The organism is Vreelandella maris (assembly GCF_013371085.1).
Lineage (GTDB): Bacteria > Pseudomonadota > Gammaproteobacteria > Pseudomonadales > Halomonadaceae > Vreelandella > Vreelandella maris.
Window position 1 is genome coordinate 63,675 of the sequence record NZ_JABWCV010000002.1, and the last position, 22,890, is coordinate 86,564.

The following is a 22,890-nucleotide window of genomic DNA, read 5'->3' on the forward strand; positions in this document are numbered from 1 at the left end:
GAGGTCATTCACTGCGTCGGCAATACCGACCCTAATAGATTGATGAGGGCACCTGTGAACGATAACACCATGTCCATTCCCCACTTAATAATGAATGCCAGCACCGTGGTGCAGCTGGTTATGTTGCTACTGTTGGTGGGGTCGATCCTCTCTTGGGTGGTGATTTTCCAGCGTAGTATTGCAATGCGTCGTGCCAAGCAAGAGTACAACCAGTTTGAGGAGTCTTTTTGGTCGGGTGTCGACTTAAATGAACTCTACCGTGAAATTCCCGCTGATGATCCACGCCATGGTGCCGAGCATATTTTTCAAGCAGGGTTTCGCGAGTTTAACCGCTTAATGCCTAAAACCCGGGATGCAGATACCGTATTGGAAGGCGTGCAACGCAGCATGCGCGTTGCCTGGTCGCGTGAAGAAGATCGTCTAACCCAACATCTGGTGTTTCTGGCGACGGTTGCTTCTGCCAGCCCCTATATCGGTCTTTTCGGTACCGTATGGGGCATCATGGGGTCATTCCAAGCACTGTCACTGACCCAACAAGCGACGCTCGCAACGGTTGCTCCCTGGATTGCGGAAGCATTGATCGCAACGGCTATGGGTCTGTTTGCGGCTATCCCGGCGGTGATTTTTTATAATCGACTGTCCAATACATCTTCTCGCTTACTCGGCAAATATGAAGATTTTGCCGAGGAGTTCCACGCTATCCTGCACCGTAATTTACAAGGTCGTGATGGCAAGCCAAGCGCGGGTTAAGGGAGACAGCCATGCAAGGACCTTTCAATCGCAGTGGTAAAGGCAAACCAATGGCGGAGATCAATGTGGTCCCTTTCATTGACGTCATGCTGGTACTACTCGTTGTGTTTATGATTACGGCGCCCATGTTAACCCAGGGCGTACAAGTTGAATTGCCACAAGTCACCTCTCAACCTATAGAGACGCAGGAAGATAATGACCCCATTGTCATTTCGGTTGATAGCGAGGGTGCGTATTTCATCACGTTGGGGGAAGACTCCAACTCAGTCTCGCTGGACGAGATGGCCGCGCGGGTAACCACGATCTTAGAGCGACGCCCCGGCACGCCAGTAATGGTGCGTGGTGACCGCAATGTGGCCTATGGACAAATTGTTGTCTTGATGAGCACGTTACAAGGCGCTGGTGTGGCTAACGTGGGGCTGCTTTCTGAGCCGCCGCAAGATGGGTAAGGGCAGCGCGCACATGGCAGTAAATTCACCACGTGATCCTCAAGATGTCGGCTATAAGTGGCCGACTGTTCTGGCGATAGCCGTGCACGTTGCGATTGTCGTGTTTAGCTTAATCAGTTTGCCGACCCGCAACGCGGAGCCCGATAGCTCTTCGATTGTTCAGGCGACGCTGGTGAGTACGGAAACGTTTACCGATCAGGCTCAGCAGGCAACGGAACAACAAGCGGCGATGAATGCACCGGCTGAAGCGCCTACTGAGCCCGATGCACCAGAAGAGCCGTCGGCCAGTGAACAGCAAGCCGCTGCCGAACAGCAAGCGGCCGAAGAAGAAGCTGCCCAGCAGGCAGCCGAAGAGGAAGCGCAAGCATTAGAAGCCGCGCGCGAGGCAGCTGAAGCAGAGGCAGCGCGCCGGGCTCAAGAAGTGGCAGAGCAGGCTGAGCAACAAGCCGCTGAAGCTGCCGAACGTGAGGCCGAGGCGGAAGCCGCTGCTGAGCGTCAACGTGAAGTCGAAGAGGCGCGCCGCCAGCAAGAGGCTGCCGAGCAGCAACGCCAGGAAGAGGCCGAAGCTGAACGCCAGCGTGAAGCAGAGGAACAGCAGCGCCGCGAAGCGGAAGAAGCCGAACGTGAGCGTGAAGCGGCAGAACAACAGCGCCAGGAAGAAGCAGAAGCCGAGCGTCAACGTGAAGCAGAAGAAGAGCGTCTTCGTGAAGAGGAGGCGGCTCAACGAGAGCGCGAGGCAGAAGCTCAGCGTCAACGCGAAGCGGAAGAGCAGCAGCGCCGCGAAGCCGAAGCGGAGCGCCAACGCCAGGCCGCAGAAGCAGCAGAGGAGGCTATGCAGCGACAGCTGGCGGGTGAGGCAGAAGCCGCGGCCAATGCTCAGCAGGCCGAGCAGGCAGCCAACAGCTTTATTAATATTGTCCGTCGCGCTGTTGAACAGGCGTGGTTGATTCCTGCCGGTGCAAGTGATTCGATGAGTGCTACCCTACAAGTGAGGCTAGGACCGTCTGGAGAAGTATTGGCAACATCGGTCGTGACATCCAGCGGCGATAGTGCTTTTGACCGGTCTGTGATGCAGGCCGTGGAACATGCTGCACCGTTTGGTGAATTGCGAGATTTACCAGCCGATCAGCAGCGTAATTTACGTCAGTTTAATCTGCGATTTACTCCGGGGGATGTTCGCTGATGCAAAGCTTGAGCAAAGTGTGGTTGTTCTGTGTGCTGCTGCTAGTCAACACTGTGGCGAGTGCCGATTTAACCATTGAAATCACGCGAGGTAGCGACCAAGCGTTGCCTATCGGCGTAGTACCGTTCGCCGGTTCAGACGGAATGCCCGAAGATGTTGCACAGATTGTCCAAGATGATCTTGAGCGTAGTGGCTATTTTGACCCGCTAGAGCGTAGCGCGATGTTTGAACAGCCCAATCAATCTGAGGATGTTCAATTCGATACTTGGCGTTCATTAGACGTACGCTACTTAGTTGTAGGTAGGGCAGAGCAGACCAACGGCGGTTTTGAAATTCAGTTTGAGCTGATGGATATTAGCGGTCAGCGACGGATGATTGGCGAAACCGTGACGGTGAGAGGTAATGACCTGCGCGGCGCCGCTCACTATATCAGTGACCAAATCTTTGAAGCGATTACTGATATTCGTGGTGCGTTTTCAACTAAAATTGCCTATGTCACCGCACAAGGTATTGGAGACAACATGCAGTTCGGCCTGTACGTTGCCGACGCTGATGGGCGCCGCAGCGAGCAGGTATTGACCTCGGACGAACCCATCATGTCGCCCGCATGGTCACCTGATGGCACTAAGCTTGCTTATGTCTCGTTTGAAACTGAGCGCCCAGCTATTTACATTCAGGATGTAGCAACGGGACAGCGGATAAAAGCAACGTCATTTGATGGTATCAATGGCGCGCCAGCGTGGTCACCTGATGGTCGTCGTATCGCGATGTCTCTTTCCAAAGACGGCCAGCCAGAAATTTATATTATGGATGTGGCTAACCGCTCAGTAGAGCGTATTACCAATAACAACAGCATTGATACTGAGCCTGCTTGGTCACCCGATGGTCGTCGCTTGCTGTTTACCTCTGATCGTAGTGGTGGCCCCCAGCTTTACCAGTACTCAATGGGCGGTGGAGAAGCCGAACGCTTGACGTTTACGGGTAATTACAATGCGCGCGGTCGCTACTCACCAGATGGCGAGCAGATATTCTTGATCCACCGTTCAAGCAATGGTTATCAAGTGGCAAAGCAAGATCTAAGCGGTAACCGCTTGGTCGTACTTAGTGAATCAACAAGAGATGAATCTCCTAGTGTTGCGCCGAACGGGACCATGGTAATCTTCGCTACCCAACAGGGTAATAGTGGGGTGCTAAGTGCTGTTTCTGCCGATGGCCGCTCATCCTTTAGACTGCCATCAGCACAAGGCGATGTACGTGACCCAGCTTGGTCACCCTTCTTAAATTGATCAACGACATTGATTAATATCGAAATTTTTAGTTTTCAGGCAAGGAGTCTGATTATGCAACTTAAACCGTTGGCTCGCTCATTAGCAGCAGCGCTATCTATCGTGGTAATCGCTGGCTGTTCCAGCACCGGCGGAACCCAGGACGGTGACTCGTACGGTAGCCAGGATGGCAGTACTACCGGTTCCAGCACCTCTGGTACAGGTACGGGAAGTCAATATGGTTCTTCCTCAGGCTCTGGTTCTAGCTCAGGCCAGCAGGCTGATTCGCGTATTCCAGAAGTACGCACTATCTATTTCGATTACGACCGCGATACGATCAAGAGCGAGTATGAGTCTGTCGTAATGTCGCATGCACGTTACTTACGTGCCAACCCGAGTGCTCAGGTGGTTCTGCACGGGCATACGGATGAGCGCGGCACTCGTGAATACAACATGGCGCTGGGTGAGCGTCGTGCTAACGCTGTAGAGCGCTTCCTGAACATTCAGGGTGTGTCTCCTTCACAAATGAGCGTTGTTAGCTATGGTGAAGAGCGTCCGGCCGTTAATGGCCAGGACGAGAGCGCCTACTCGCAGAACCGTCGTGTTGTATTTAACTACTGAGCATTTAACGATTGAATGCTTAACCACTGATGAATTCGGCGTGCGGCTTATCGCACGCCGTTTACGTCTACGGAGTCATCATGAATCACAGTCTCAAGCGTTACGTTGAGAGGCTGTGCGGTGCGGGAGCCTTAGCGCTTCCGCTGTCCGTATTGCCTTTAATGGCCGTCGCTCAACAGCCGCTCGTCCAAGATCTTTCCAACTCTGGCTCTTCCAACAGCAGCTTCTATCAGCAGACGCAACGTCAGGAAGCCTCCAGCGGTAATCTGGTGTTATTTAACCAGGTACAGGAGCATCAGCAGGAAATCCAGCAGCTGCGCGGTCAGATTGAAGAGTTGCGTCATCAGTTAGAGCAGCTACGTCGTCAATCACAGCAGCAGTATCTCGATATTGAAGACCGGCTGATGAGCAGTGGGCCAACGCAGATTGAGCAATCTACCCCAGCGGTTGAACCCGAAGCTGCCGAGGAAGTGGTTAACGCGCCTTCAACTAGCAATGTGAGTGAAGAGGCGCAAGCCGATTACCAAGCGGCCTTTGCACATGTTCAAGCACGCCGTTTTGAGGAAGCTATCGCGGCGTTTGAAACCTTTGTCAATGATCATCCTGATACCAGTTTAACGGCCAATGGCCACTATTGGCTGGGTGAGCTGTATTCGGCTGAAGGTGAATTGGACGCTGCTGACCAAGCGTTTAGCCGTGTCATTGACGAGTATAGCGGTAGCAGCAAAGTACCTGATGCGATCTATAAGTTAGGTTTAGTGAAAGCGCGTCAAGGCGAAGCGGAACGTAGCCGTGAGTTACTTGAGCGAGTGCGTGACGACTACCCGCAAAGCAGCGCCGCGGGCCTTGCCAGTGACTTTTTACGCCAGTCAGCAAGTTAAATTTTGCTCTTTATAGCTTTTATGAATAGTTTTTATGAACAGCTTCTAAGAATCGTTTCAAGGAATCAGGATGAGCTGCAAGATCGACTATCAACCAGCGCCTAACCTATTGGAAAATCGCATCGTGTTGGTAACCGGCGCAGGAGACGGGATTGGCCGTGCGGCAGCGTTAAGCTATGCCCAGCATGGAGCCACCGTGATTCTATTGGGGCGCACCATTGCCAAATTAGAGCGTGTTTACGATGAAATTGAAGCGGCAGGCGGGCCTCAGCCAGCGATTTTTCCGCTCAATTTTGAAGGCGCTACCCTCAAAGATTTTCATGATATGGCCGAAACGCTGGATCAGGAGTTTGGCCGCTTAGATGGCTTGCTGCATAACGCTGGGCTATTAGGTCGCATTACGCCATTTGAGCAATATAACCCTGAGCTATGGCAGCAGGTGATGCAGGTCAATATCAATGGGCCTATCTGGATGACCCAAGCGTTATTACCACTACTGCAACAGTCTGAAGATGCCTCGATAATCTTCACTTCCTCTAGCGTTGGCCGTAAAGGGCGAGCCTACTGGGGGGCTTATTCTGTCTCTAAATTTGCCACTGAAGGCTTTGTCGAGGTATTGGCTGATGAGCTGAATAATCAGTCACATATTCGGGTGAATTCACTTAACCCCGGCGCCACACGCACCCAAATGCGGCGTACGGCGTTTCCTGGTGAAGATCCCTTCACACTGCGTACGCCAGAAGAGATTATGCCGACCTACCTGTGGCTAATGGGGCCAGACAGCGCAGGCACCAGCGGGCAAAAGCTAGATGCCCAACCTCCCCGCACATAACCGTTTGTTTTGAAAACCGCGTCGATGCCCGCCATCATGCTTGTCTAGAGCTTGAACTCGCCTAGGGCATCGACCAGCGCTGCACACTCTTCAAACCAAATATCAGCGGGCCACTGCTGGTAGTCATCCTCTTCGCTGATATAGCCATAGCCAACCGCGACGGCGGTCATACCGGCGGCGACGGCGGCCTCCATATCCCGTACATGGTCACCGATGTACCAGCAATGTTTAGGGTCAACGCCAAGGCGTCGGGCAGCTTCCCAAAGCGGTTCAGGCGCTGGCTTTTTAACGCTGAGATCATCCGCACATAGCAGTGCGCCAGGCTGTAGCAGCAGAGCTTCTAGTAGCGGCAAGGTATAGCGGCGCGGTTTGTTGGTGACAATCCCCCAAGGCCGCTGATCGCCGTGCCACTCTTGTAGCCACGCATCAAGCGGCGAAAAAACCCGGCTGTGTACCGCTACAGCTTGCTCATAAGCATCAAGTAGAAACTGGCGTGCTTGAGTGTGTCCCTCAGCAGAGGCCTCTAAGCCCAGCGCTAGCGTAACCAGCGCACTGCCGCCATTAGAGACTTGGCGGCGAATTACCTCAAAGGGTAGCGGCGCTAACCCATGGTGAGCACGCAGTGCATTGGTCGCTTCTGCCAAATCGGGGGCCGTATCTACCAACGTTCCGTCCAGGTCGAAAAGTATTGCTTGAGGTGCTTGCATCGACATTTAATCGCTTACCTTGCGGCAGTACATCATGTAATTGACCGAGACATCATGGCTGACCAAGCGGTAGTGGCGGGTAAGCGGGTTGTAGGTTAGTCCCGTCTGTTCACGCACTTCTAAACCGCTGTGGCGAGACCAAGCCGCCATTTCTGAAGGGCGAATAAATTTTGCATAGTTATGCGTGCCTCGTGGCAGCAGCTTAAGCACATATTCGGCGCCTAAAATAGCGAACGCGTATGACTTGGCAGTCCGGTTTAACGTAGAGAAAAACACATAACCACCCGGACGCACGAGGGCGCTGCAAGCACGAATGACAGAAGCAGGATCCGGCACGTGCTCCAGCATTTCCATGCAAGTCACCACATCGTAAAGACCAGGCTTCTGAGCGGCCATGGCCTCCACACTGATATGTTGGTAATCAACTTTTACGCCACGCTCTTCGGCGTGCAACCGGGCCACTGCTAACGGCGCTTCACCAAGATCAATGCCCGTTACCGTCGCACCGCGGTGGGCCATTGACTCGCTTAGAATGCCGCCGCCACAGCCTACATCAAGCACTTTTTTACCCGCCAGCCCCGCACGCGCATCAATAAAGTCAAGACGTAAGGGATTAATATCATGAAGGGGTTTGAATTCACCCTGCGGATCCCACCAGCGGCTAGCAAGAGCCTCAAATTTGGCGACTTCTGCTGCATCGACATTGTCTTGATAGTGATGAGCAATGCTATCCTGTGGTGTCGCTTGCATAGTGTGACTCCCATAACTTTTGAACATTTAGCAAAATATTGACGTGTAGCCACTTGTTCGCCGTTGCGAGGTGGTATCCATCCACGCCTTCAGTATTATGGACATTCTAACCACTCCTGTGTCGGAACGCATGAAAAGGACCTCTTCTATGATTCGTAAAGCCGTACTTCCTGTTGCCGGGTTTGGTACCCGCTGCTTGCCAGCGTCTAAGGCTATTCCCAAGGAGATGATTACGATTGTCGATAGGCCGGTGATCCAGTATGTCGTTGAAGAGGCAATTGCCGCTGGTATCCGTGAGATTGTGCTGGTCACTAGTAGCAATAAAAGCGCTATCGAAAATCACTTCGATACCCATGCTGAGCTGGAAGCTAGCTTGGAAAAAAAGGGAAAACATGAGCTTCTGACAATGTTGCGCAATATAGTGCCTGACGACGTCAGCATTATTAGCATTCGTCAGGGCGTGCCGTTAGGGCTAGGCCATGCAGTGCTCTGTGCCCGTCCCATCCTTGGCGACGATGAACCTTTTGCGGTGCTATTGCCCGATGTGTTGGTCGATAACAGTGCCAACTCAGCAACGGACTTGGCCGGTATGTTAGCGGCCTATGATCAGCATCAAACGGCTCAATTAATGGTAGAAGAAGTCGCCTGGGAGCAGGTAGAAAAATATGGCATCGTGGCGCCAGCAGGGGATGTACCTGCAGCGAACGCGTCAGCCGATTTAGCCGGCATGGTGGAAAAACCCAAGCGTGATGCTGCACCCTCGAATTTAGCGGTCATAGGCCGTTATGCGCTACCAGGCCATATTTTCTCCATATTAGAAAAAACACCGCCCGGTGCCGGTGGTGAAATTCAGTTGACCGATGCGCTGGAAACACTACGAGAACAGATGGGCGTCCAGGCATATCGTATGCAAGGGGTTACCTACGACTGTGGGCAGCCCTTAGGTTACCTTGAAGCCACACTCGCCTATGCGCGCCGTCATCCTGAGTTTGGAGAAGCTTTCCAAGCCCTGCTGTCACGATACCACCAGGGAGAGTAACGCATGCGGGTGTTACTTTACGGCAGCGAATTAAGCGCAGCGACGGCAGCCGCTGCGCTGGCTTGGGTGGGGCATCAGGTTCAGTGGTTACCCCACGCTGATGCGCCTTGGTCAGTGCTTTCTGAGGTGGACTGGTTACGCAGTGAACCTCATTTAATGACACATCTTGAGCAGGGCTTAGCTGAGGGTACTCTGCAGCTCATTGAGCAAATAGATGATGCCGCCATTCCAGAGGTGATTTGGATGGCGTTATCACCCTCACAGCGCAGTTCGGCCAGCGCACTACTTGAGAACCCGTTATTCGCGGATCAGCACGATATTGTGCTGGTTAATAACTCGACGTTTCCAGTAGGTGAGACCGAGCGCCTGCATACGTTAATGGGTGCTCAGCACTCCAGTGTGGCACTGCCCGATACGTTAGAAGAAGGCCGTGCATGGGACTCTTTCACACGCCCAACCCGACGCTTGCTAGGCTGCGATGATGCGACGGGAGAGCAAGTCACCAGAGAGCTGTTACGCGCCTTTAATCGGCGTAGCGAAGTGTTTCAGTGTATGCCTCGCCGCGCTGCGGAGTTAACCAAGCTGGCCATTAACGGCATGTTGGCCACGCGTATCAGTTATATGAATGAAATCGCCGGTTTGGCTGATACTCTAGGCGTGGATGTAGAACATGTCCGCCAGGGGATGGGAGCCGATTCGCGTATCGGGTTTGAGTACCTGTACCCTGGGTGCGGTTTTGGAGGCCCTAATTTCTCCCGCGATTTGATTCGCTTGGCCGATGTGCAGCTGCAGAGTGGCCGGTATTCAGCGCTGCTTGAGCAGGTAATGGATATTAACGAACAGAAAAAAGAAACGCTGTTCCGCAAGCTGTGGTCCCATTTTTCCGGCGAAATGGCCGGAAAAACCGTGGCGATTTGGGGAGCTGCGTTCAAGCCCGGCACTGCACGCATCGACCACGCGCCCGTATTAACACTGCTTGAAGCACTTTGGGCGCAGGGAGTTAAGGTTCAGCTACACGACCCAGCCGCCGTACCAGCTCTCCATGCCCTGGTAGGCGAGCGCGAGGATTTACGCACCTTTACCCATGACCCCTACCAAGCCTGTGCGGGCGCCGATGTACTGATGCTGGTAACAGAATGGAAAACCTATTGGAACCCAGACTGGCATCGGCTGGGCTCGTTATTAAACGCTAAGCTCGTATTAGATGGACGCAATATTTACGATCCTGAATTTGTTGCCAGCTGTGGATTAATGTACCGCGGGATAGGCCGTCGTGCTGACCCAAAGACTCTCTGAGGAACTGTTATGCCAGACGCCACTGCATCCTCTCGTATCGTACCCGATGTGGATCAAAGCTTGACGGCGCAGCATTTGCGCCACCGAAAGGGGCCTACTTTGTGGCCGCTATGGCTATGCTTGTTATTAATCATTGCCCTACTGGGTGCGGCGGCGGCTGGACTTTGGTACGAACGTGAACGACTGTTAAATGAGTTACATCGGGTAAGTGGCGAAGTGTCCAATGTTCATGCTCGCTTGGATTCGGATGACACCGATGTACAAGATACGATAACCTTTGTACAAGCTCAGATGTCGACGCTCTTTCAAGAGCAAGAGCAGCTGTCCATTGCACTGACCGATACTCGCGAAGAGTTGTACAGTTTGCTAACAATGAATGAGGACATGGCCTCTAGTGATTCGATCAATTCATTGCTGCAGCAGTTGAACCAGCTTAATGAGCAAGCTGAGTTGCGCGACAGTCAGTTGTTGGCGATGCGGGAATCATTGAATGCCCTGGAACAGGCTGGTACCTCAGGACGGCAAAACTTGATTGAGGAAGTGTCCCATCTTGAGCAACTGACCGAACAACGCCTGTCCGTACTGGACAGTCAGATCAGTAACATTAGTAGTGATTGGGAAGAGCAGTTATCAGCGCAAAGAAGCGCCATTGAGTCGCGCTTCTTTGCGCTGGAGGCTTCTATTGCTGAGGTTGAAGCGTCACCGGATCAAGATGCTTTGACGGCATTAGAGCAGGAATGGTCGGAACGTTTGAATGCACTAGAGAGTGATGTTCGACAAGTCCGTCAGGCACAGCTTGCCTTTAGTGCCCAGTTAGAAATGCTACGTTAAAAAGGTAGCCAAGATAGTAGGGTAGTCAGGATAGTTGTATAGCGTTGATACATTCTAGTGCCGAAGAATATTCTACAAGTCGTTGAAATAACTAGGTGTTGAAATGACTAGGTAATGAAGCCGCTGATTTAGGTTAGGATAAAAATGTATGGGAAGACAACGGCGATGGACTTCAGCCACCGGTCGCACAGTGTTGGTAGTACTACCACTGTTATACGCATCACACGGGGCATGGGCGTTAGAGGCGAACATCACGGGTGTTTCCGATGAGGTCGAAAGTAATATTCAAGCCTATCTGCAGAACGTAGAGGCTGAGCAATACACCGAAGCACGTTTAGAAGGTGAGGTTCGTCAACGTACTGAAGAAGCCATGCGTGTGTATGGTTATTATGAGCCTGATATAACCTTTGAGCACACTGGCGACGAGAGAGTCTCGCTTGAGATTGAACCAGGGCCTCAAATTGAAATTGAAATTTTATCGATTAATGTCGAAGGCGACGCCAGTAACGACCCACCGTTTCAACAAGCAATAGAAGACTTCCCACTGGAAGAGGGCGACGCACTGCGGCATGCTCCGTGGGAGCGGCTGCGTGGTCAGTTTTCTGGTTTGGCTATCGAGCGCGGTTACTTTGACTGGGGCTTTACGGATCGGCGTATGGAAGTCCGACCGTATTTACAAAGTGCGCGCCTCTATATGAATTTTGACAGTGGCCCACGCTACCAGTTTGGAAAGACTTCAATAACGGGTAGCCACATTGAGATTGACCGATTACTCCGTATACAGCCGTTTGAAAGAGGCGATCCCTATCTAGCGCAAACGCTGGCTGACTATAACCAATCGCTTTCAGAAACCGGCTGGTTTAGCTCAGTGTCAGTGCGGCCGCGGCTTGAAACAGCGCAAGAGCTGGCGATGTCTCCGTCTGGTGGTGGAGACGCCTGGTGGAGCGAGGCGACTGCTTCCCAGCCAGAGCGCCCACGAGTCACCGGTGCGGCTTTAACCAGTGCTCTAAGCATCAATAAGCCCAGTGATACGCAGTTACCTATTGATGTCAGTGTAGAGCCTGCTGATCGCCACCAGTTTGAAGTCGGCATTGGCTACGCAACCGATGTGGGGCCCCGTCTGCGTTTTGGTTGGGAGCAACCATGGATCAATCGCTATGGTCATAGTCTTGACCATGACCTCTATGTATCCTCCCCAGAGCAGCGGTTTACCGGGGTATATAACGTTCCGCTAGAAGACCCGCTGCGCGATAGCTACCGGCTGCAATACGGTATCCGTAATATTGACGATAGCGATACCCAATCATTAGAAGGCACCGTTGAAGTAGCTCGGCGCTGGGAGTTTGATAACGATTGGGTTCAAACTCTGTACTTCCGTACCACTTACGAAGACTTCGAGCAGGGGGGCGACGCCGATCAAGTATGGCTGTTTTATCCAGGTATTCAGTGGTCACGAACTCGAACACGTCCTCAGCGCTTTCCGTTGTGGGGCGACCGTCAGCAGCTCTCTTTAGAGTACTCGGATAAGGTTTGGGGGTCGGATGCGCAGTTCACACGCGTTACGGCCGATACGGAATGGATTCGCACTATTGGCAATGATAACCGCTTCCTGGCGCGGGTTAGTTTAGGCGCCATCGAAACCGATGACTTTGCCAAAATCCCACCTTCGTTACGCTTTTTTGCCGGTGGCGACCGCAGTGTGCGCGGCTACTCCTATGAAAGCCTTTCGCCACGTAATGAAGAAGGGCGGCTCCGGGGCGGCCAGCAACTGCTGACTTCGACCCTTGAGTATCAACGGCGTGTTACGGGGGATTGGTGGGCAGCCACCTTCGTGGACAATGGTAATGCGTTTGATAACTGGGGGCCTAACGATTTGAAAACAGGCGCCGGCGCCGGGGTGCGCTGGGTTTCACCGGTCGGGCCAATTCGCTTTGATATCGCACATCCTTTTGACCACGAAGACGATTGGCGTTTGCACTTTTCCATCGGCCCGGAATTCTAGGAGAGAGATTTGCCTCAGGTTGAAACAGCGACATCTGATAAGCGCCAGCGACTATCACCCAAATACCGTACCTGGCTTCTGTTGTGGAGCCTTTTACGCCTGATTATCGTATTGCCAATTTGGCTGTTAGGGATTGCGGCGCTGCTTGTTGGGGTAGCGTTATCGCCCTGGGGCACTGGTGTGTTGCTCTCGCAGGGGGAGCAACGAGACTTATTCACCTATGCACACCATGAAGGTGGGCTGCTTGATCATTTTCTGATCGAAGATTTTCAACTGCAGCTGGGGGAAACCCGTATTACTGTGGATGAATTTGAGCTTGCGTGGGCGGATGACTGCGTCCTGTCGGGCCGGTTATGCATCGACACCCTCCGCGTGGTAGGCGCAGATGTTCGTTTAGGCGCATCGGGCGAACAGGAGCCGCCGCCAGAAGAAGAGGGGGCGCCACTCGCTATTCGTTTCCCTTTCCCGATCGAGCTACGTTCGCTACAGCTTGACGATGTCAGCCTGCGTCTTGCCAGCGGCACCGAGGTCGCGTGGCGCTCGTTAAGCTCAGCGGCTGTTGCCGAAGGCAACCAAGTGCGACTTGAGCCGACCCGCCTGGAGCAACCGCGCCTTTATTTGCCGCCATCGGCGGGGGTGTTACTAACGCAAGCCACTGAAACACCTCTTTCTGCTGAGGCTATCGATGCCGCTATATTGCTCCGCGAAACGCAAGACGAAGCCGTACTGGCAGTAGAGTCTCCTGAAAAGCAGTTAGAAGCACGAGAACGGCTGGAATTACCTGCCATTACCTTGCCGGTGGATATTCAAATACCCGAATTTACGCTTAACGATTTTCGCCTGGAAGGCGCCACGGAGTATCAAGTGGAACACCTTCAGCTTGGCCTGATGACCGAGGGCGACCGCGTTGAGTTAACCGAGCTTGCTGTCGTTACCCCAGACGCAGAGGCTGAATTAACCGCAAAGGTGACTTTAAGCGATAATTACCCACTTGAAGCTCGTTTGAGCGTAGAACTTTTTTTAGCTGAGAGGTTTCCTGAGCTCGATGGCGAAACCTTGGCGTTAACGCTTTCTGGCCCACTCGATGCCCTTGAAGCACAGTTGGAGGCATCCGGCGCGGTAAACGCGTCGTTAAATGGACAAGTAGACGCGCTAGCCCCAACGCTGCCATTTCAAGTGCAGTTACAAAGTGACCAGGTCCAGTGGCCGCTCGCCATTGACGAAACGGCGCAAGCCGACGGCGATGTGGCCACCGACCCTTATGTGGTCGATGAGCTGGATTTACAGATGACCGGAAGCCTGAGTGAGTATAGCGCTCAGCTCGCGATGGCCGTTGAGGGCCCCAGCGTGCCGCGTACCCAGATTAACGTCAGCGGTGAGGGCGACCTAGAACGCTTTAGCTGGGAGCCGCTTACTCTGGCCGTAGGTGAAAGCTCCCTGCGCAGTGAAGGCACCGTTAGCTGGCTAGCTCCCTTGCAGGTTAATGCGAGTATCCGTTTGGATCAGTTCGACCCTTCCCACTTCGTGGATCAGTTAGACGGCAGTCTGAATGGCGATATTGAGTTTTCCCTGTTCCAGCAAGAGAGCCCGCAAGGTGCTGTGTGGGCTGTCAGCGTACCCAATTTGGCAATTGATGGTGCCCTGCGCGACTACCCCCTAACACTGCAGGCAGCTCTGGACGCCAACAGCAATATGGAGTTGGATATTAAGCAGTTGCTGTTTACCCAGGGGGATAACCGTCTGGAAGCGGCAGGCCAAATCAGCGAACAGGCGATGTCGTTAAATGCCGACATTGCGCTACGTCAACTGCAAACCCTCTCGCCGGATCTGGCGGGCAACATTGTGGGAACGCTGAAGGCTAGCGGTAGCTTTGATCAGCCGCAATTGCTTGCTGATTTACAAGGTGATGGCGTGCGTTTCGGCGAAAATCGCATTGAACGGCTCACGCTTAATACCGATGTGCAGGGAATCGATGACCCTACCCTTGATGTGCAACTGGCTCTACAAAATGTCAATGCCGGTGGCCAGGCGCTGTCTACCATGAACGTAAATTTATCCGGGCGCCTCTCAGAACATCGTCTTGAGCTTAATGCCCAGGGTACGGACAACAACGTATTAAGTCGCGCGCAACTCGCCTTTGATGGGCGTTTTGATCAGCCGAACCAATTGTATCAGGCTCGGGTAACGCCACTGGAAATCGATTCCGAAGCTGGCGATATTCGCCTTGAAGCACCCTTGGATCTCCGTTACAACTTGGCTAGCGGTCAGGCGAACCTTTCATCCTTCTGCCTACGTCGTGAGCAGGGCGGCTTGGTCTGTTCTGAAGAGGAAATAAATGCTTCGGCGCAACAGGGCAGCGCCGTCCTTTCATTACGTGAAGTGCCTATGGAGATGCTGGAGCCTTTTTTACCCGAAGAGTGGCAGTTAGAAGGCGACACAACGGCGGATCTCAACGTTAATTGGCGCCAGGGCGGTGCACAGTGGCAGGCAAATCTACAGGTGCGAAGTGAACTCGCAGTCACTGCTATCAATGATTATGGTCAGCCCGTACAACTTCCAGAAATCAATTTAGATGCCCAAATTGAGGCTAACCAAGCACAAGCGGATGCCAATGTAACGCTTTCCCTTGCCGAGGCAGGCGATCTAAACCTGGATTTATCGATCAATGACCCACTAGGTGCTGGCGAGCTAGAGGGGGAGCTGCGTGCAAACGATGTTTCACTGCAACCTTATCGCCCTATGCTCGTCGGGATGGATCAACTGGAAGGGGATCTGACAGGTAGTGTACAAATTTCGGGCACTACCGCTCAGCCTGGCTTGCAGGGCCAGCTTGGGTTGCGTGATATTCGTGTTAATGGTCCTGATATTCCAGTAGATGTACAAGATGGAAAGTTGCTGGTCTCCTTTGACGGGGAGCAGGGCGATATTGACGGTTATCTGGCGGCCGAGCGCGGGCGTTTGGAAATCACCGGTGATGCTTACTGGCCAAGCGGTGACGATTGGCGCATTGGCGTCGACCTAAATGCTGTTCAAGAGCCTATTCTGATCGTATTGCCACAGTTTGGTCGTCTTGAAGCTGCGCCTGATGTTCGTGTTCGTGTGACCCCAGAAAGGCTGCAAGTAAGGGGAGACATCAACTTACCCTGGGCAAGACTGGAAATTGGCGATATGCCATCGTCGGCCGTTACGCCTAGCGGTGATGAAGTGATTATCACCGAACGCGATGATCGGCAGGCAGAAATTGAGGCACAGCGTGCTGCCGCCAATGGTGATGAGCCTAGCGCTGCAGATGAACTAGCCGCTACCGGCATGGCCCTTGATGTGCTGGTAACGCTAACGCTGGGCAGTGATATGCAGCTATCGGCCTACGGCTTAGAATCCGGATTGGGAGGTTCATTAGAAATTCGCCAAAGTGGCGGTGCATTACAGCTATTTGGCGATGTCAATTTAGTCGATGGGCGCTTCCAGGCGTTCGGTCAAGACTTGGTCATTCGCCGCGGTGAACTACTGTTTAGCGGACCCCCTGGGCTACCTACCCTCGACTTTGAGGCCATCCGTAATCCCGACGTTACCGAAGATGACGTTATTGCTGGCCTGCGTGTCACCGGTAATGCCGAAGCCCCCAATGTACTGATCTTCTCCGAACCAGCAATGGATGAAACACGAGCACTTTCATATTTACTACGGGGCCGCGCCCCGGACGCCTCCAGTGGTGGGGTGGATAGCGCACTGACGACGGCGTTGATTGGTATGTCGTTAGGACGCACCGGTGGCGCAGTTGGCTCGATTGGCGAGGCTTTCGGCATTGACGACTTAACCCTGGATACCACCGGCGCAGGCGATGACAGCCAAGTCGCTGTCAGTGGCCAACTGACCGACGACCTTAGGATTAGTTACGGCGTGGGAATTTTCTCGCCGATTGCAGAACTAACACTACGCTATACGCTGTGGCGTAATCTTTACCTTCAGGCCGTATCGGGTACCAATCAGGCGGTTGACTTGATCTACACCTTTACCCGTTCCGGTGACCCAAAAATCTTACAGCAGCAATGAGTGAGGGCGATATGTCGCTATTTTCTTCTTCAAGTACCAGTCGTGTACTGCCTGGCCGTGATACCCCTATAGAGACCAGCGATGTTCACACCATCAACGGGCATTCGTTGCATCCACCGTTTCCAGAGGGCCATGAAGAGATTGTGCTAGGAATGGGCTGCTTCTGGGGTGTTGAACGTCTGTTTTGGCAATTGCCCGGCGTCTATGTAACCGCGGCAGGTTATGCCGGCGGTGAAACGCCCAACCCCACCTATGATGAGACCTGCACAGGGCGTACCGGCCACACCGAGGTGGTGAGGGTAGTCTACGATCCAAAGCAAGTCGACCTGGAAACGCTACTACAGGTGTTCTGGGAACAGCACGATCCTACCCAGGGAAATCGCCAGGGCAACGACATTGGATCGCAGTATCGTTCGGCCATCTTCACCACCAGCGAGGCACAGCAAGCAGCCGCTGAACAGAGCGCGGCTGCCTATCAGCAGGCACTCGACAAAGCGGGCAAAGGGCAAATCACGACCGAAATAAAACCGCTTGAAGCGTTTTATTACGCAGAGGCTTACCATCAGCAGTATCTCGACAAAAACCCCAATGGCTACTGCGGCTTAAAAGGCACCGGCGTGACGTGTCCGATAGGGTAAAAGCTCATTTTTTATCAAAGTTAATTTAACCAAGCTAGCCAGCGCATTATAAAGGAAGCCATTATGCAGCAGCGTTATCACCGAAAGCGGGCTTTCCAGCGTAGCGCGATAAGTAGTACTTTGGCGCTGCTACTATGTGCGCCGTTAATCTGGGCGGGCGAGGAGGCCACTAGCGAGCTTTCGATGCCTCAAACCGTTGGCGACACTCAGTTCGCCAGCGAGCGTGATGCAGTGATGTGGCGCCAGCAAGAGCTCAAAGATATTGAAAGCCTGGTTCGTCAGTTGCGTTTTGACTTAATTAACAATCAAGATGTAGAAGCTGCGGCCCCGCGATTAACGGAACTCCAAGAGCGTGCGACTGCCCAGCAGCTACTGCCTGCCTTCATTGCAGGTACGCATGGCGGTGGTTCTGAGGCGCGCTCCTCTATTTGGGAAGAGTGGAGTGAGTTTGCCGCTGGCTTTACTGACCTTGAGGATAAAATCACTCAATTGGTTGAGGTCGCCGAACAGGGGGATACCCGTAATACAGCGAGAGCACTTTCCGAGGTAGGCGCTAGCTGCAAGAGCTGCCATCGCGCCTACCGCTACGACTAGCGTCTCAGTAGGCGCTCAAAGAGAGACTTAATCGCCTGATTGTATGCGATCAATACGGTAAAGCGTTTCCACTTGCTCTAAGCCACTGATGGTGCAATTCAGGTCTTTAACGCGACCATCGCTTAAACCGTAAACCCAGCCATGTACCGAGATTTGCTGCCCACGCTGCCAGGCGCGCTGCAAAATCTTGGTACGGCACAAACTATTCACCTGCGCTTTAACGTTGAGTTCGCACATACGGTCAATTTGATCTTCCAGAGGAAGATGGTCTAGCGAATCACGGTGACGGTTGTACTGTTCGCGAACCGAATGTAGCCAATAATCGACCACACCGCATTCGCCACCCATCATGGCGGCCTTAATGCCCCCGCAACCATAGTGTCCGACAATCATAATATGGCTGACTTTAAGTACATCCACCGCGTACTGAACCACCGACAGGGCGTTCATATCCGTATGGTGGAGCAGGTTCGCTACATTGCGATGAACGAACACTTCCCCAGGCGGCAGCGCAATGATTTGATTGGCGGGCACACGGCTATCCGAACAGCCAATCCATAAATAGTCTGGGTTTTGCTGACTTGAAAGCCGTTTAAAGTAGTCGGGGTCCTCTTCGCACATGCGCTCAGCCCAGGCACGATTGTTATCGAGTAGCGTCGCAATAGAGTCAGACATAGAGTCTCCAGCAAAATTAAATAGAGTTAAGTCGCTGATCGAGAAGCGAAATAATAAATCTTAGTCAGTATAAAGGATTGGGCAGTATAAAATAGCAGCAAATGGTTTTAACCTCCCCCGACAGCCAGGTCAATATCCTTGTTTGGCCGTCAGGGGTAGGCATTTTTAACTTCACAGGAGTAAACGATGGCAGACGTTCCCGAATACGAATATGACCTCCTGGTGATTGGTGCAGGCTCCGGCGGCGTGCGTGCTGCGCGTATGGCAGCCGCCACCGGTGCCAGAGTAGCGATTGCCGAAGACCGATACCTGGGCGGTACCTGTGTCAACGTTGGCTGTGTGCCCAAAAAACTTTACTCATACGCCGCCCATTTTCATGACAGCTTTGATGACTCGGCCGGTTTTGGCTGGCAGTTGCCTGGCCCGGCCAGCTTTGATTGGGCGACGCTGCGTGATAATAAAATAAGCGAAATCAAACGGCTAAATGGTATTTATCAGCGCATGCTGGAGGGCGCCGGGGTAACACTTTTTAATGCACGGGCTCGGCTGGCTGATGCGAATACAGTGACGTTGAGCGGAGAGCATGGCGATATTTCGATAAGCGCAGAAAAAATCCTTGTGGCCACGGGCGGGTGGCCATGGGTACCCGATTTTCCGGGTAGTGAATATGCGCTGGACTCCAACCAGATCTTTGATCTTGATACGTTTCCCAAGCGCTTTCTGGTTTTGGGTGGCGGTTACATCGCGGTCGAGTTCTCCAGTATTTTCAACGGGCTTGGTAGCGAGACACACCTTATCTACCGTGGCGAACTGTTCTTGAAAGGATTTGATCAACAGGTTCGTGAATTCACCTGTGCCGAAATGGAAAGAAAGGGGGTCAACCTCCACTTCAACACCAATATTGAACGTATTGAAGCCACCCAGAATGCCTACAACGTTTATCTCACCGATGGGCAGGTAATGGAAGTCGATGTGGTGCTGGCGGCAACTGGGCGCAAAGCTAATATCAAAGACCTAGGTCTGGAGGCGCTGGGTATTAATCTGGATGAGCAGGGCAAGATTCCTGTCAACGAGCGTTTTGAAACGGCGCAACCGTCGATCCTTGCGCTAGGCGACTTAATCGCTGGCCCAGAACTAACGCCAGTGGCCTTGGCAGAAGCGATGCAGCTGGTGGATGTCCACTATGCCGATACCGTCCCCCAGCCGCTCGATTACACCACGATTCCAACCGCCGTTTTTTGCCACCCTAACATCGGCACGGTAGGGCTTTCCGAAGAGGCGGCTCGAGAAAAGTTCACCAATATCCGCGTTTATAGCACCAATTTTCGGGCCATGAAGCACACCTTGTCGGGTAGCCAAGAGCGCACCTTAATGAAATTGGTGGTAGACGATGCCACTGATGTGGTGGTCGGCGCCCATATGGTGGGCGACGACGCAGGTGAAATCATTCAGGGCATTGCTATTGCGGTAAGGGCAGGCCTTACCAAGCATGACTTTGACCGCACTGTGGGTATCCACCCAACGGGAGCAGAAGAGTTCGTCACTATGCGTACGCTCACGCGTACTTGACCCGTTGCTTATATTGCTTTGCGACGAGCGCTGGATGCCCGTGAAGGCCGTGCATGTGAAGACAGTTTTGGGTGTGCCCGTTGGCACGCCTTTTTTTGTCGGCGAGTTGGGCTATTCTAAATCAGTAACGACGGATCTGAGCGCGAGCAGATAGCTAACAAGCCGTCTCTCATAACAAAAAATTATGGAAAGTAGGGTGGTGAATAATATGGTTTTTGAATTGCTCATAATCAGCTGTTATAATGATTATCAAATTCGCTACAGCGAAGCATAACTATGAGTACGCCCATACAACCGTTTACCCCCTCTGCTGACTTGGCCAGGCCTACAGTAGCCGATGCCGTCGTTGGTCATGCAGAGACACCGCTGTTTATTCGCAAACCTAATGCGGATGATGGCTGGGGAGTGTACGAGCTTATCAAAGCCTGCCCGCCGCTGGATGTGAATTCTGCCTACGCCTATTTGCTACTCGCTACACAGTTTCGTGATACCTGTGCAGTCGCTACCAATGAAGAGGGTGAAATCGTTGGTTTTGTATCGGGCTATGTGAAGGATAATGCCCCGGATACTTATTTCTTATGGCAGGTAGCCGTCGGCGAAAAAGCACGCGGTACAGGGCTTGCACGCCGCTTGGTCGAGGCAATCATGTCGCGCCCCGAGCTTGACGATGTGCATCACCTTGAAACCACGATCACGCCAGATAATTTAGCCTCTTGGGGCTTATTTCGTCGCTTGGCCGCGCGCTGGCATGCGCCGCTCAATAGCCGCGAATACTTCTCTACCGAACAGCTCGGAGGGGAGCATGACCCGGAAAACCTGGTTCGTATCGGTCCGTTCCAAACAGACCGCATCTAATACGTGTGTTTAACCATAAACAGCACGTAGTGAACATACTGTTTTTCCCGCTCATGTTGCTCCGGGCTAGCAACGCCTAATGGCAAAATGATTGACCAAGGAGGTCGCAATGCAGACCCAGACGCTTGAACGCATGGAATCCAATGTACGTACTTATTCTCGTTCATTCCCGGTGGTGTTTACCAAAGCGCAAAATGCGCGCCTAACCGATGAGAACGGCCGTGAGTACATTGATTTCCTCGCCGGCGCGGGCACGCTTAACTACGGCCACAATAATCCGCACATGAAGCAGGCAATGATTGATTACCTGTCAACAGACGGTGTTGTGCACGGTCTGGATATGTGGACCAATGCCAAACGCGATTATTTAGAAACGCTTGAAGAAGTCATCTTCAAGCCACGCGGTCTCGACTATAAAGTACATCTACCGGGCCCGACTGGCACTAACGCTGTCGAAGCCGCCATCCGTTTGGCCCGTGTTGCTAAAGGCCGTCACAACATCGTGACATTCACCAATGGCTTCCACGGTGTAACGATGGGCGCTTTGGCTACCACCGGTAATCGTAAGTTCCGTGAAGCTACGGGCGGCATCCCAACTCAGGGTGCCAGCTTCCTGCCCTATGATGGCTACATGGGCGAGCATACCGACACGCTGGATTACTTTGAAAAACTGCTGGGCGACAAATCTGGCGGTCTGGACGTTCCCGCTGGTGTCATTATTGAGACCGTGCAAGGCGAGGGCGGTATCAACGTGGCAGGCCTGGAATGGCTGAAGCGTTTAGAAGGTATTTGCCGCGCCCATGACATTCTGCTGATTATCGATGATATTCAGGCAGGCTGTGGTCGTACCGGTAAGTTCTTCAGCTTTGAGCATGCAGGCATCACGCCAGACATTATTACCAACTCGAAGTCACTCTCTGGCTTTGGCCTGCCATTTGCGCATGTCTTGATGCGTCCAGAACTGGATAAGTGGAAGCCAGGACAATATAACGGCACCTTCCGTGGCTTCAGCTTAGCGATGGTGACAGCCACCGCAGCGTTAAAAAAATATTGGACCAACGATACCTTTGAGCGTGATGTTCAGCGCAAAGGACGTATTGTAGAAGAGCGTTTCCAGAAGCTTGCGGCACTGCTGACTGAGAGCGGCATGCCTGCCACTGAACGTGGGCGTGGTTTGATGCGTGGCATTGACGTGGTATCTGGAGATATCGCCGATAAAATTACCAGCAAAGCTTTTGAGCACGGCTTGATAATTGAAACCAGTGGTCAGGACGGTGAAGTCGTGAAGTGTCTGTGCCCACTGACCATCAGCGATGAAGACCTGCTGAAAGGCCTGGATATTCTGGAAATGTGCGTGAAAGCTGTTGCTAGCGAGTAATTTGGCGTTAGGATAAAGCGTCAGCTCACACCCGTTTCGTAGGGAAACTGCGGCTAGTAATCGCTAGCCGCTATGCTATGGAGTACTTCTATGATCGTTCGTAATCTCGAAGAAGCGCGCAAAACAGAACGCCTAGTCACCGCTGAAAACGGCAATTGGGATAGCACACGTCTTGTTTTAGCCAATGATAACGCTGGCTTCTCGTTTCATATTACCCGAATTTTTCCCGGCACTGAGACCCACATTCATTATAAAAACCACTACGAAGCGGTGTTTTGCTATGAAGGTGAAGGCGAGGTGGAAACCCTGGCCGACGGTAAAATCTGGCCGATCAAAGCAGGCGACATTTACCTGCTAGATCAGCACGATGAGCACCTGCTACGCGGTAAAGAAAAAGGAATGACAGTTGCTTGCGTCTTCACGCCGCCGATTACCGGCAATGAAGTCCACCAGGAAGACGGTTCATACGCAGCAGAATAGAAACGCTATTTAGAAAGAAATTATGAAATCGTCAGCTTGAGA

21 protein-coding genes are annotated in these 22,890 nt (G+C 52.8%); 18 read left to right on the plus strand and 3 right to left on the minus strand.

Features of this window, described 5'->3' with window-relative positions; all coding sequences use genetic code 11:
• Nucleotides 1-54 precede the first annotated feature (54 nt).
• The 7 genes from tolQ (at nt 55) to HUO07_RS01715 (ending at nt 5,981) form a co-directional block, all read left to right on the plus strand.
• The gene (gene tolQ, locus HUO07_RS01685) at nt 55-750 is read left to right on the plus strand and encodes a protein TolQ (protein WP_176302111.1); all 696 of its coding nucleotides are present in this window, start codon (nt 55-57) and stop codon (nt 748-750) included.
• Nucleotides 751-761: 11 nt separating this feature from the next.
• Complete coding sequence (gene tolR / locus HUO07_RS01690; RefSeq protein WP_176302112.1) at nt 762-1,199, plus strand: protein TolR; 438 nt, start codon at nt 762-764, stop codon at nt 1,197-1,199.
• A 13-nt stretch (nt 1,200-1,212) separates the two neighbouring features.
• Nucleotides 1,213-2,382: a cell envelope integrity protein TolA gene (gene tolA / locus HUO07_RS01695; RefSeq protein ID WP_246286397.1), complete on the plus strand. Its 1,170-nt coding sequence runs from the start codon at nt 1,213-1,215 to the stop codon at nt 2,380-2,382.
• Nucleotides 2,382-3,668: a Tol-Pal system beta propeller repeat protein TolB gene (gene tolB / locus HUO07_RS01700; RefSeq protein ID WP_176302113.1), complete on the plus strand. Its 1,287-nt coding sequence runs from the start codon at nt 2,382-2,384 to the stop codon at nt 3,666-3,668. Before tolA ends, tolB begins: the two co-directional genes overlap by 1 nt.
• A gap of 54 nt (nt 3,669-3,722) precedes the next feature.
• Entirely contained in the window at nt 3,723-4,268 is a 546-nt protein-coding gene (gene pal / locus HUO07_RS01705) for a peptidoglycan-associated lipoprotein Pal (RefSeq protein ID WP_008957977.1), read from the plus strand.
• 80 nt (nt 4,269-4,348) lie between these two features.
• A complete protein-coding gene (ybgF, locus tag HUO07_RS01710; RefSeq protein ID WP_176302114.1) occupies nt 4,349-5,149 on the plus strand; it encodes a tol-pal system protein YbgF in 801 nt (266 codons plus the stop codon).
• Nucleotides 5,150-5,219: 70 nt separating this feature from the next.
• The gene (locus HUO07_RS01715) at nt 5,220-5,981 is read left to right on the plus strand and encodes a YciK family oxidoreductase (protein WP_176302115.1); all 762 of its coding nucleotides are present in this window, start codon (nt 5,220-5,222) and stop codon (nt 5,979-5,981) included.
• Nucleotides 5,982-6,025: 44 nt separating this feature from the next.
• On the opposite strand, the gene HUO07_RS01720 is transcribed toward HUO07_RS01715, so the two are convergent.
• Nucleotides 6,026-6,694, minus strand: a complete 669-nt coding sequence (locus HUO07_RS01720; RefSeq protein ID WP_176302116.1) for an HAD-IA family hydrolase — start codon at nt 6,692-6,694, stop codon at nt 6,026-6,028.
• The gene (gene ubiG, locus HUO07_RS01725) at nt 6,695-7,438 is read right to left on the minus strand and encodes a bifunctional 2-polyprenyl-6-hydroxyphenol methylase/3-demethylubiquinol 3-O-methyltransferase UbiG (protein WP_176302117.1); all 744 of its coding nucleotides are present in this window, start codon (nt 7,436-7,438) and stop codon (nt 6,695-6,697) included.
• Nucleotides 7,439-7,586: 148 nt separating this feature from the next.
• Here ubiG and galU point away from each other — a divergent pair, with 148 nt between their 5' ends.
• The 7 genes from galU to HUO07_RS01760 all read left to right on the plus strand — a co-directional run bounded on the left by galU (nt 7,587) and on the right by HUO07_RS01760 (nt 17,891).
• Complete coding sequence (gene galU, locus HUO07_RS01730) at nt 7,587-8,477, plus strand: UTP--glucose-1-phosphate uridylyltransferase GalU (protein ID WP_176302118.1); 891 nt, start codon at nt 7,587-7,589, stop codon at nt 8,475-8,477.
• A 3-nt stretch (nt 8,478-8,480) separates the two neighbouring features.
• Entirely contained in the window at nt 8,481-9,773 is a 1,293-nt protein-coding gene (locus HUO07_RS01735) for a nucleotide sugar dehydrogenase (RefSeq protein ID WP_176302119.1), read from the plus strand.
• A 9-nt stretch (nt 9,774-9,782) separates the two neighbouring features.
• Entirely contained in the window at nt 9,783-10,604 is an 822-nt protein-coding gene (locus HUO07_RS01740) for a GumC domain-containing protein (RefSeq protein WP_176302120.1), read from the plus strand.
• A gap of 148 nt (nt 10,605-10,752) precedes the next feature.
• The gene (tamA, locus tag HUO07_RS01745) at nt 10,753-12,606 is read left to right on the plus strand and encodes an autotransporter assembly complex protein TamA (protein WP_176302121.1); all 1,854 of its coding nucleotides are present in this window, start codon (nt 10,753-10,755) and stop codon (nt 12,604-12,606) included.
• A 9-nt stretch (nt 12,607-12,615) separates the two neighbouring features.
• Complete coding sequence (tamB, locus tag HUO07_RS01750; RefSeq protein ID WP_176302122.1) at nt 12,616-16,659, plus strand: autotransporter assembly complex protein TamB; 4,044 nt, start codon at nt 12,616-12,618, stop codon at nt 16,657-16,659.
• Between the two features lie 11 nt (nt 16,660-16,670).
• The gene (msrA, locus tag HUO07_RS01755; RefSeq protein ID WP_176302123.1) at nt 16,671-17,297 is read left to right on the plus strand and encodes a peptide-methionine (S)-S-oxide reductase MsrA; all 627 of its coding nucleotides are present in this window, start codon (nt 16,671-16,673) and stop codon (nt 17,295-17,297) included.
• Nucleotides 17,298-17,360: 63 nt separating this feature from the next.
• Nucleotides 17,361-17,891 carry a c-type cytochrome gene (locus HUO07_RS01760; protein ID WP_176302124.1) on the plus strand — a complete coding sequence of 177 codons (531 nt, stop codon included), beginning with the start codon at nt 17,361-17,363 and terminating at the stop codon, nt 17,889-17,891.
• Nucleotides 17,892-17,918: 27 nt separating this feature from the next.
• Here HUO07_RS01760 and can read toward each other — a convergent pair whose 3' ends face one another.
• Nucleotides 17,919-18,566 (minus strand): carbonate dehydratase, encoded by a 648-nt coding sequence (gene can / locus HUO07_RS01765; protein ID WP_176302125.1) that lies wholly within the window; start codon nt 18,564-18,566, stop codon nt 17,919-17,921.
• Nucleotides 18,567-18,752: 186 nt separating this feature from the next.
• On the opposite strand from can, the gene gorA reads away from it, so the two are divergent.
• The 4 genes from gorA (at nt 18,753) to HUO07_RS01785 (ending at nt 22,848) form a co-directional block, all read left to right on the plus strand.
• Complete coding sequence (gene gorA / locus HUO07_RS01770) at nt 18,753-20,135, plus strand: glutathione-disulfide reductase (RefSeq protein WP_176302126.1); 1,383 nt, start codon at nt 18,753-18,755, stop codon at nt 20,133-20,135.
• A gap of 276 nt (nt 20,136-20,411) precedes the next feature.
• On the plus strand, nt 20,412-20,990 hold the full coding sequence (ectA, locus tag HUO07_RS01775; protein ID WP_008957963.1) for a diaminobutyrate acetyltransferase: 579 nt from the start codon (nt 20,412-20,414) through the stop codon (nt 20,988-20,990).
• A gap of 109 nt (nt 20,991-21,099) precedes the next feature.
• Nucleotides 21,100-22,368 (plus strand): diaminobutyrate--2-oxoglutarate transaminase, encoded by a 1,269-nt coding sequence (gene ectB, locus HUO07_RS01780; protein WP_176302127.1) that lies wholly within the window; start codon nt 21,100-21,102, stop codon nt 22,366-22,368.
• 90 nt (nt 22,369-22,458) lie between these two features.
• Complete coding sequence (locus tag HUO07_RS01785; RefSeq protein ID WP_008957961.1) at nt 22,459-22,848, plus strand: ectoine synthase; 390 nt, start codon at nt 22,459-22,461, stop codon at nt 22,846-22,848.
• Nucleotides 22,849-22,890 lie beyond the last annotated feature (42 nt).

Bases quoted from the DNA above. Each gene is read 5' to 3' on its own strand.
- HUO07_RS01735 (WP_176302119.1), top strand. From the start codon at position 8,481: ATGCGGGTGTTACTTTACGGCAGCGAATTAAGCGCAGCGACGGCAGCC.
- tolR (WP_176302112.1), top strand. From the start codon at position 762: ATGCAAGGACCTTTCAATCGCAGTGGTAAAGGCAAACCAATGGCGGAG.
- pal (WP_008957977.1), top strand. From the start codon at position 3,723: ATGCAACTTAAACCGTTGGCTCGCTCATTAGCAGCAGCGCTATCTATC.
- tolA (WP_246286397.1), top strand. From the start codon at position 1,213: ATGGCAGTAAATTCACCACGTGATCCTCAAGATGTCGGCTATAAGTGG.
- ectA (WP_008957963.1), top strand. From the start codon at position 20,412: ATGAGTACGCCCATACAACCGTTTACCCCCTCTGCTGACTTGGCCAGG.
- msrA (WP_176302123.1), top strand. From the start codon at position 16,671: ATGTCGCTATTTTCTTCTTCAAGTACCAGTCGTGTACTGCCTGGCCGT.
- tamA (WP_176302121.1), top strand. From the start codon at position 10,753: ATGGGAAGACAACGGCGATGGACTTCAGCCACCGGTCGCACAGTGTTG.
- HUO07_RS01740 (WP_176302120.1), top strand. From the start codon at position 9,783: ATGCCAGACGCCACTGCATCCTCTCGTATCGTACCCGATGTGGATCAA.
- ybgF (WP_176302114.1), top strand. From the start codon at position 4,349: ATGAATCACAGTCTCAAGCGTTACGTTGAGAGGCTGTGCGGTGCGGGA.
- ectB (WP_176302127.1), top strand. From the start codon at position 21,100: ATGCAGACCCAGACGCTTGAACGCATGGAATCCAATGTACGTACTTAT.
- can (WP_176302125.1), bottom strand. From the start codon at position 18,566: ATGTCTGACTCTATTGCGACGCTACTCGATAACAATCGTGCCTGGGCT.
- gorA (WP_176302126.1), top strand. From the start codon at position 18,753: ATGGCAGACGTTCCCGAATACGAATATGACCTCCTGGTGATTGGTGCA.
- tolB (WP_176302113.1), top strand. From the start codon at position 2,382: ATGCAAAGCTTGAGCAAAGTGTGGTTGTTCTGTGTGCTGCTGCTAGTC.
- galU (WP_176302118.1), top strand. From the start codon at position 7,587: ATGATTCGTAAAGCCGTACTTCCTGTTGCCGGGTTTGGTACCCGCTGC.
- HUO07_RS01720 (WP_176302116.1), bottom strand. From the start codon at position 6,694: ATGTCGATGCAAGCACCTCAAGCAATACTTTTCGACCTGGACGGAACG.
- HUO07_RS01785 (WP_008957961.1), top strand. From the start codon at position 22,459: ATGATCGTTCGTAATCTCGAAGAAGCGCGCAAAACAGAACGCCTAGTC.
- HUO07_RS01760 (WP_176302124.1), top strand. From the start codon at position 17,361: ATGCAGCAGCGTTATCACCGAAAGCGGGCTTTCCAGCGTAGCGCGATA.
- HUO07_RS01715 (WP_176302115.1), top strand. From the start codon at position 5,220: ATGAGCTGCAAGATCGACTATCAACCAGCGCCTAACCTATTGGAAAAT.
- ubiG (WP_176302117.1), bottom strand. From the start codon at position 7,438: ATGCAAGCGACACCACAGGATAGCATTGCTCATCACTATCAAGACAAT.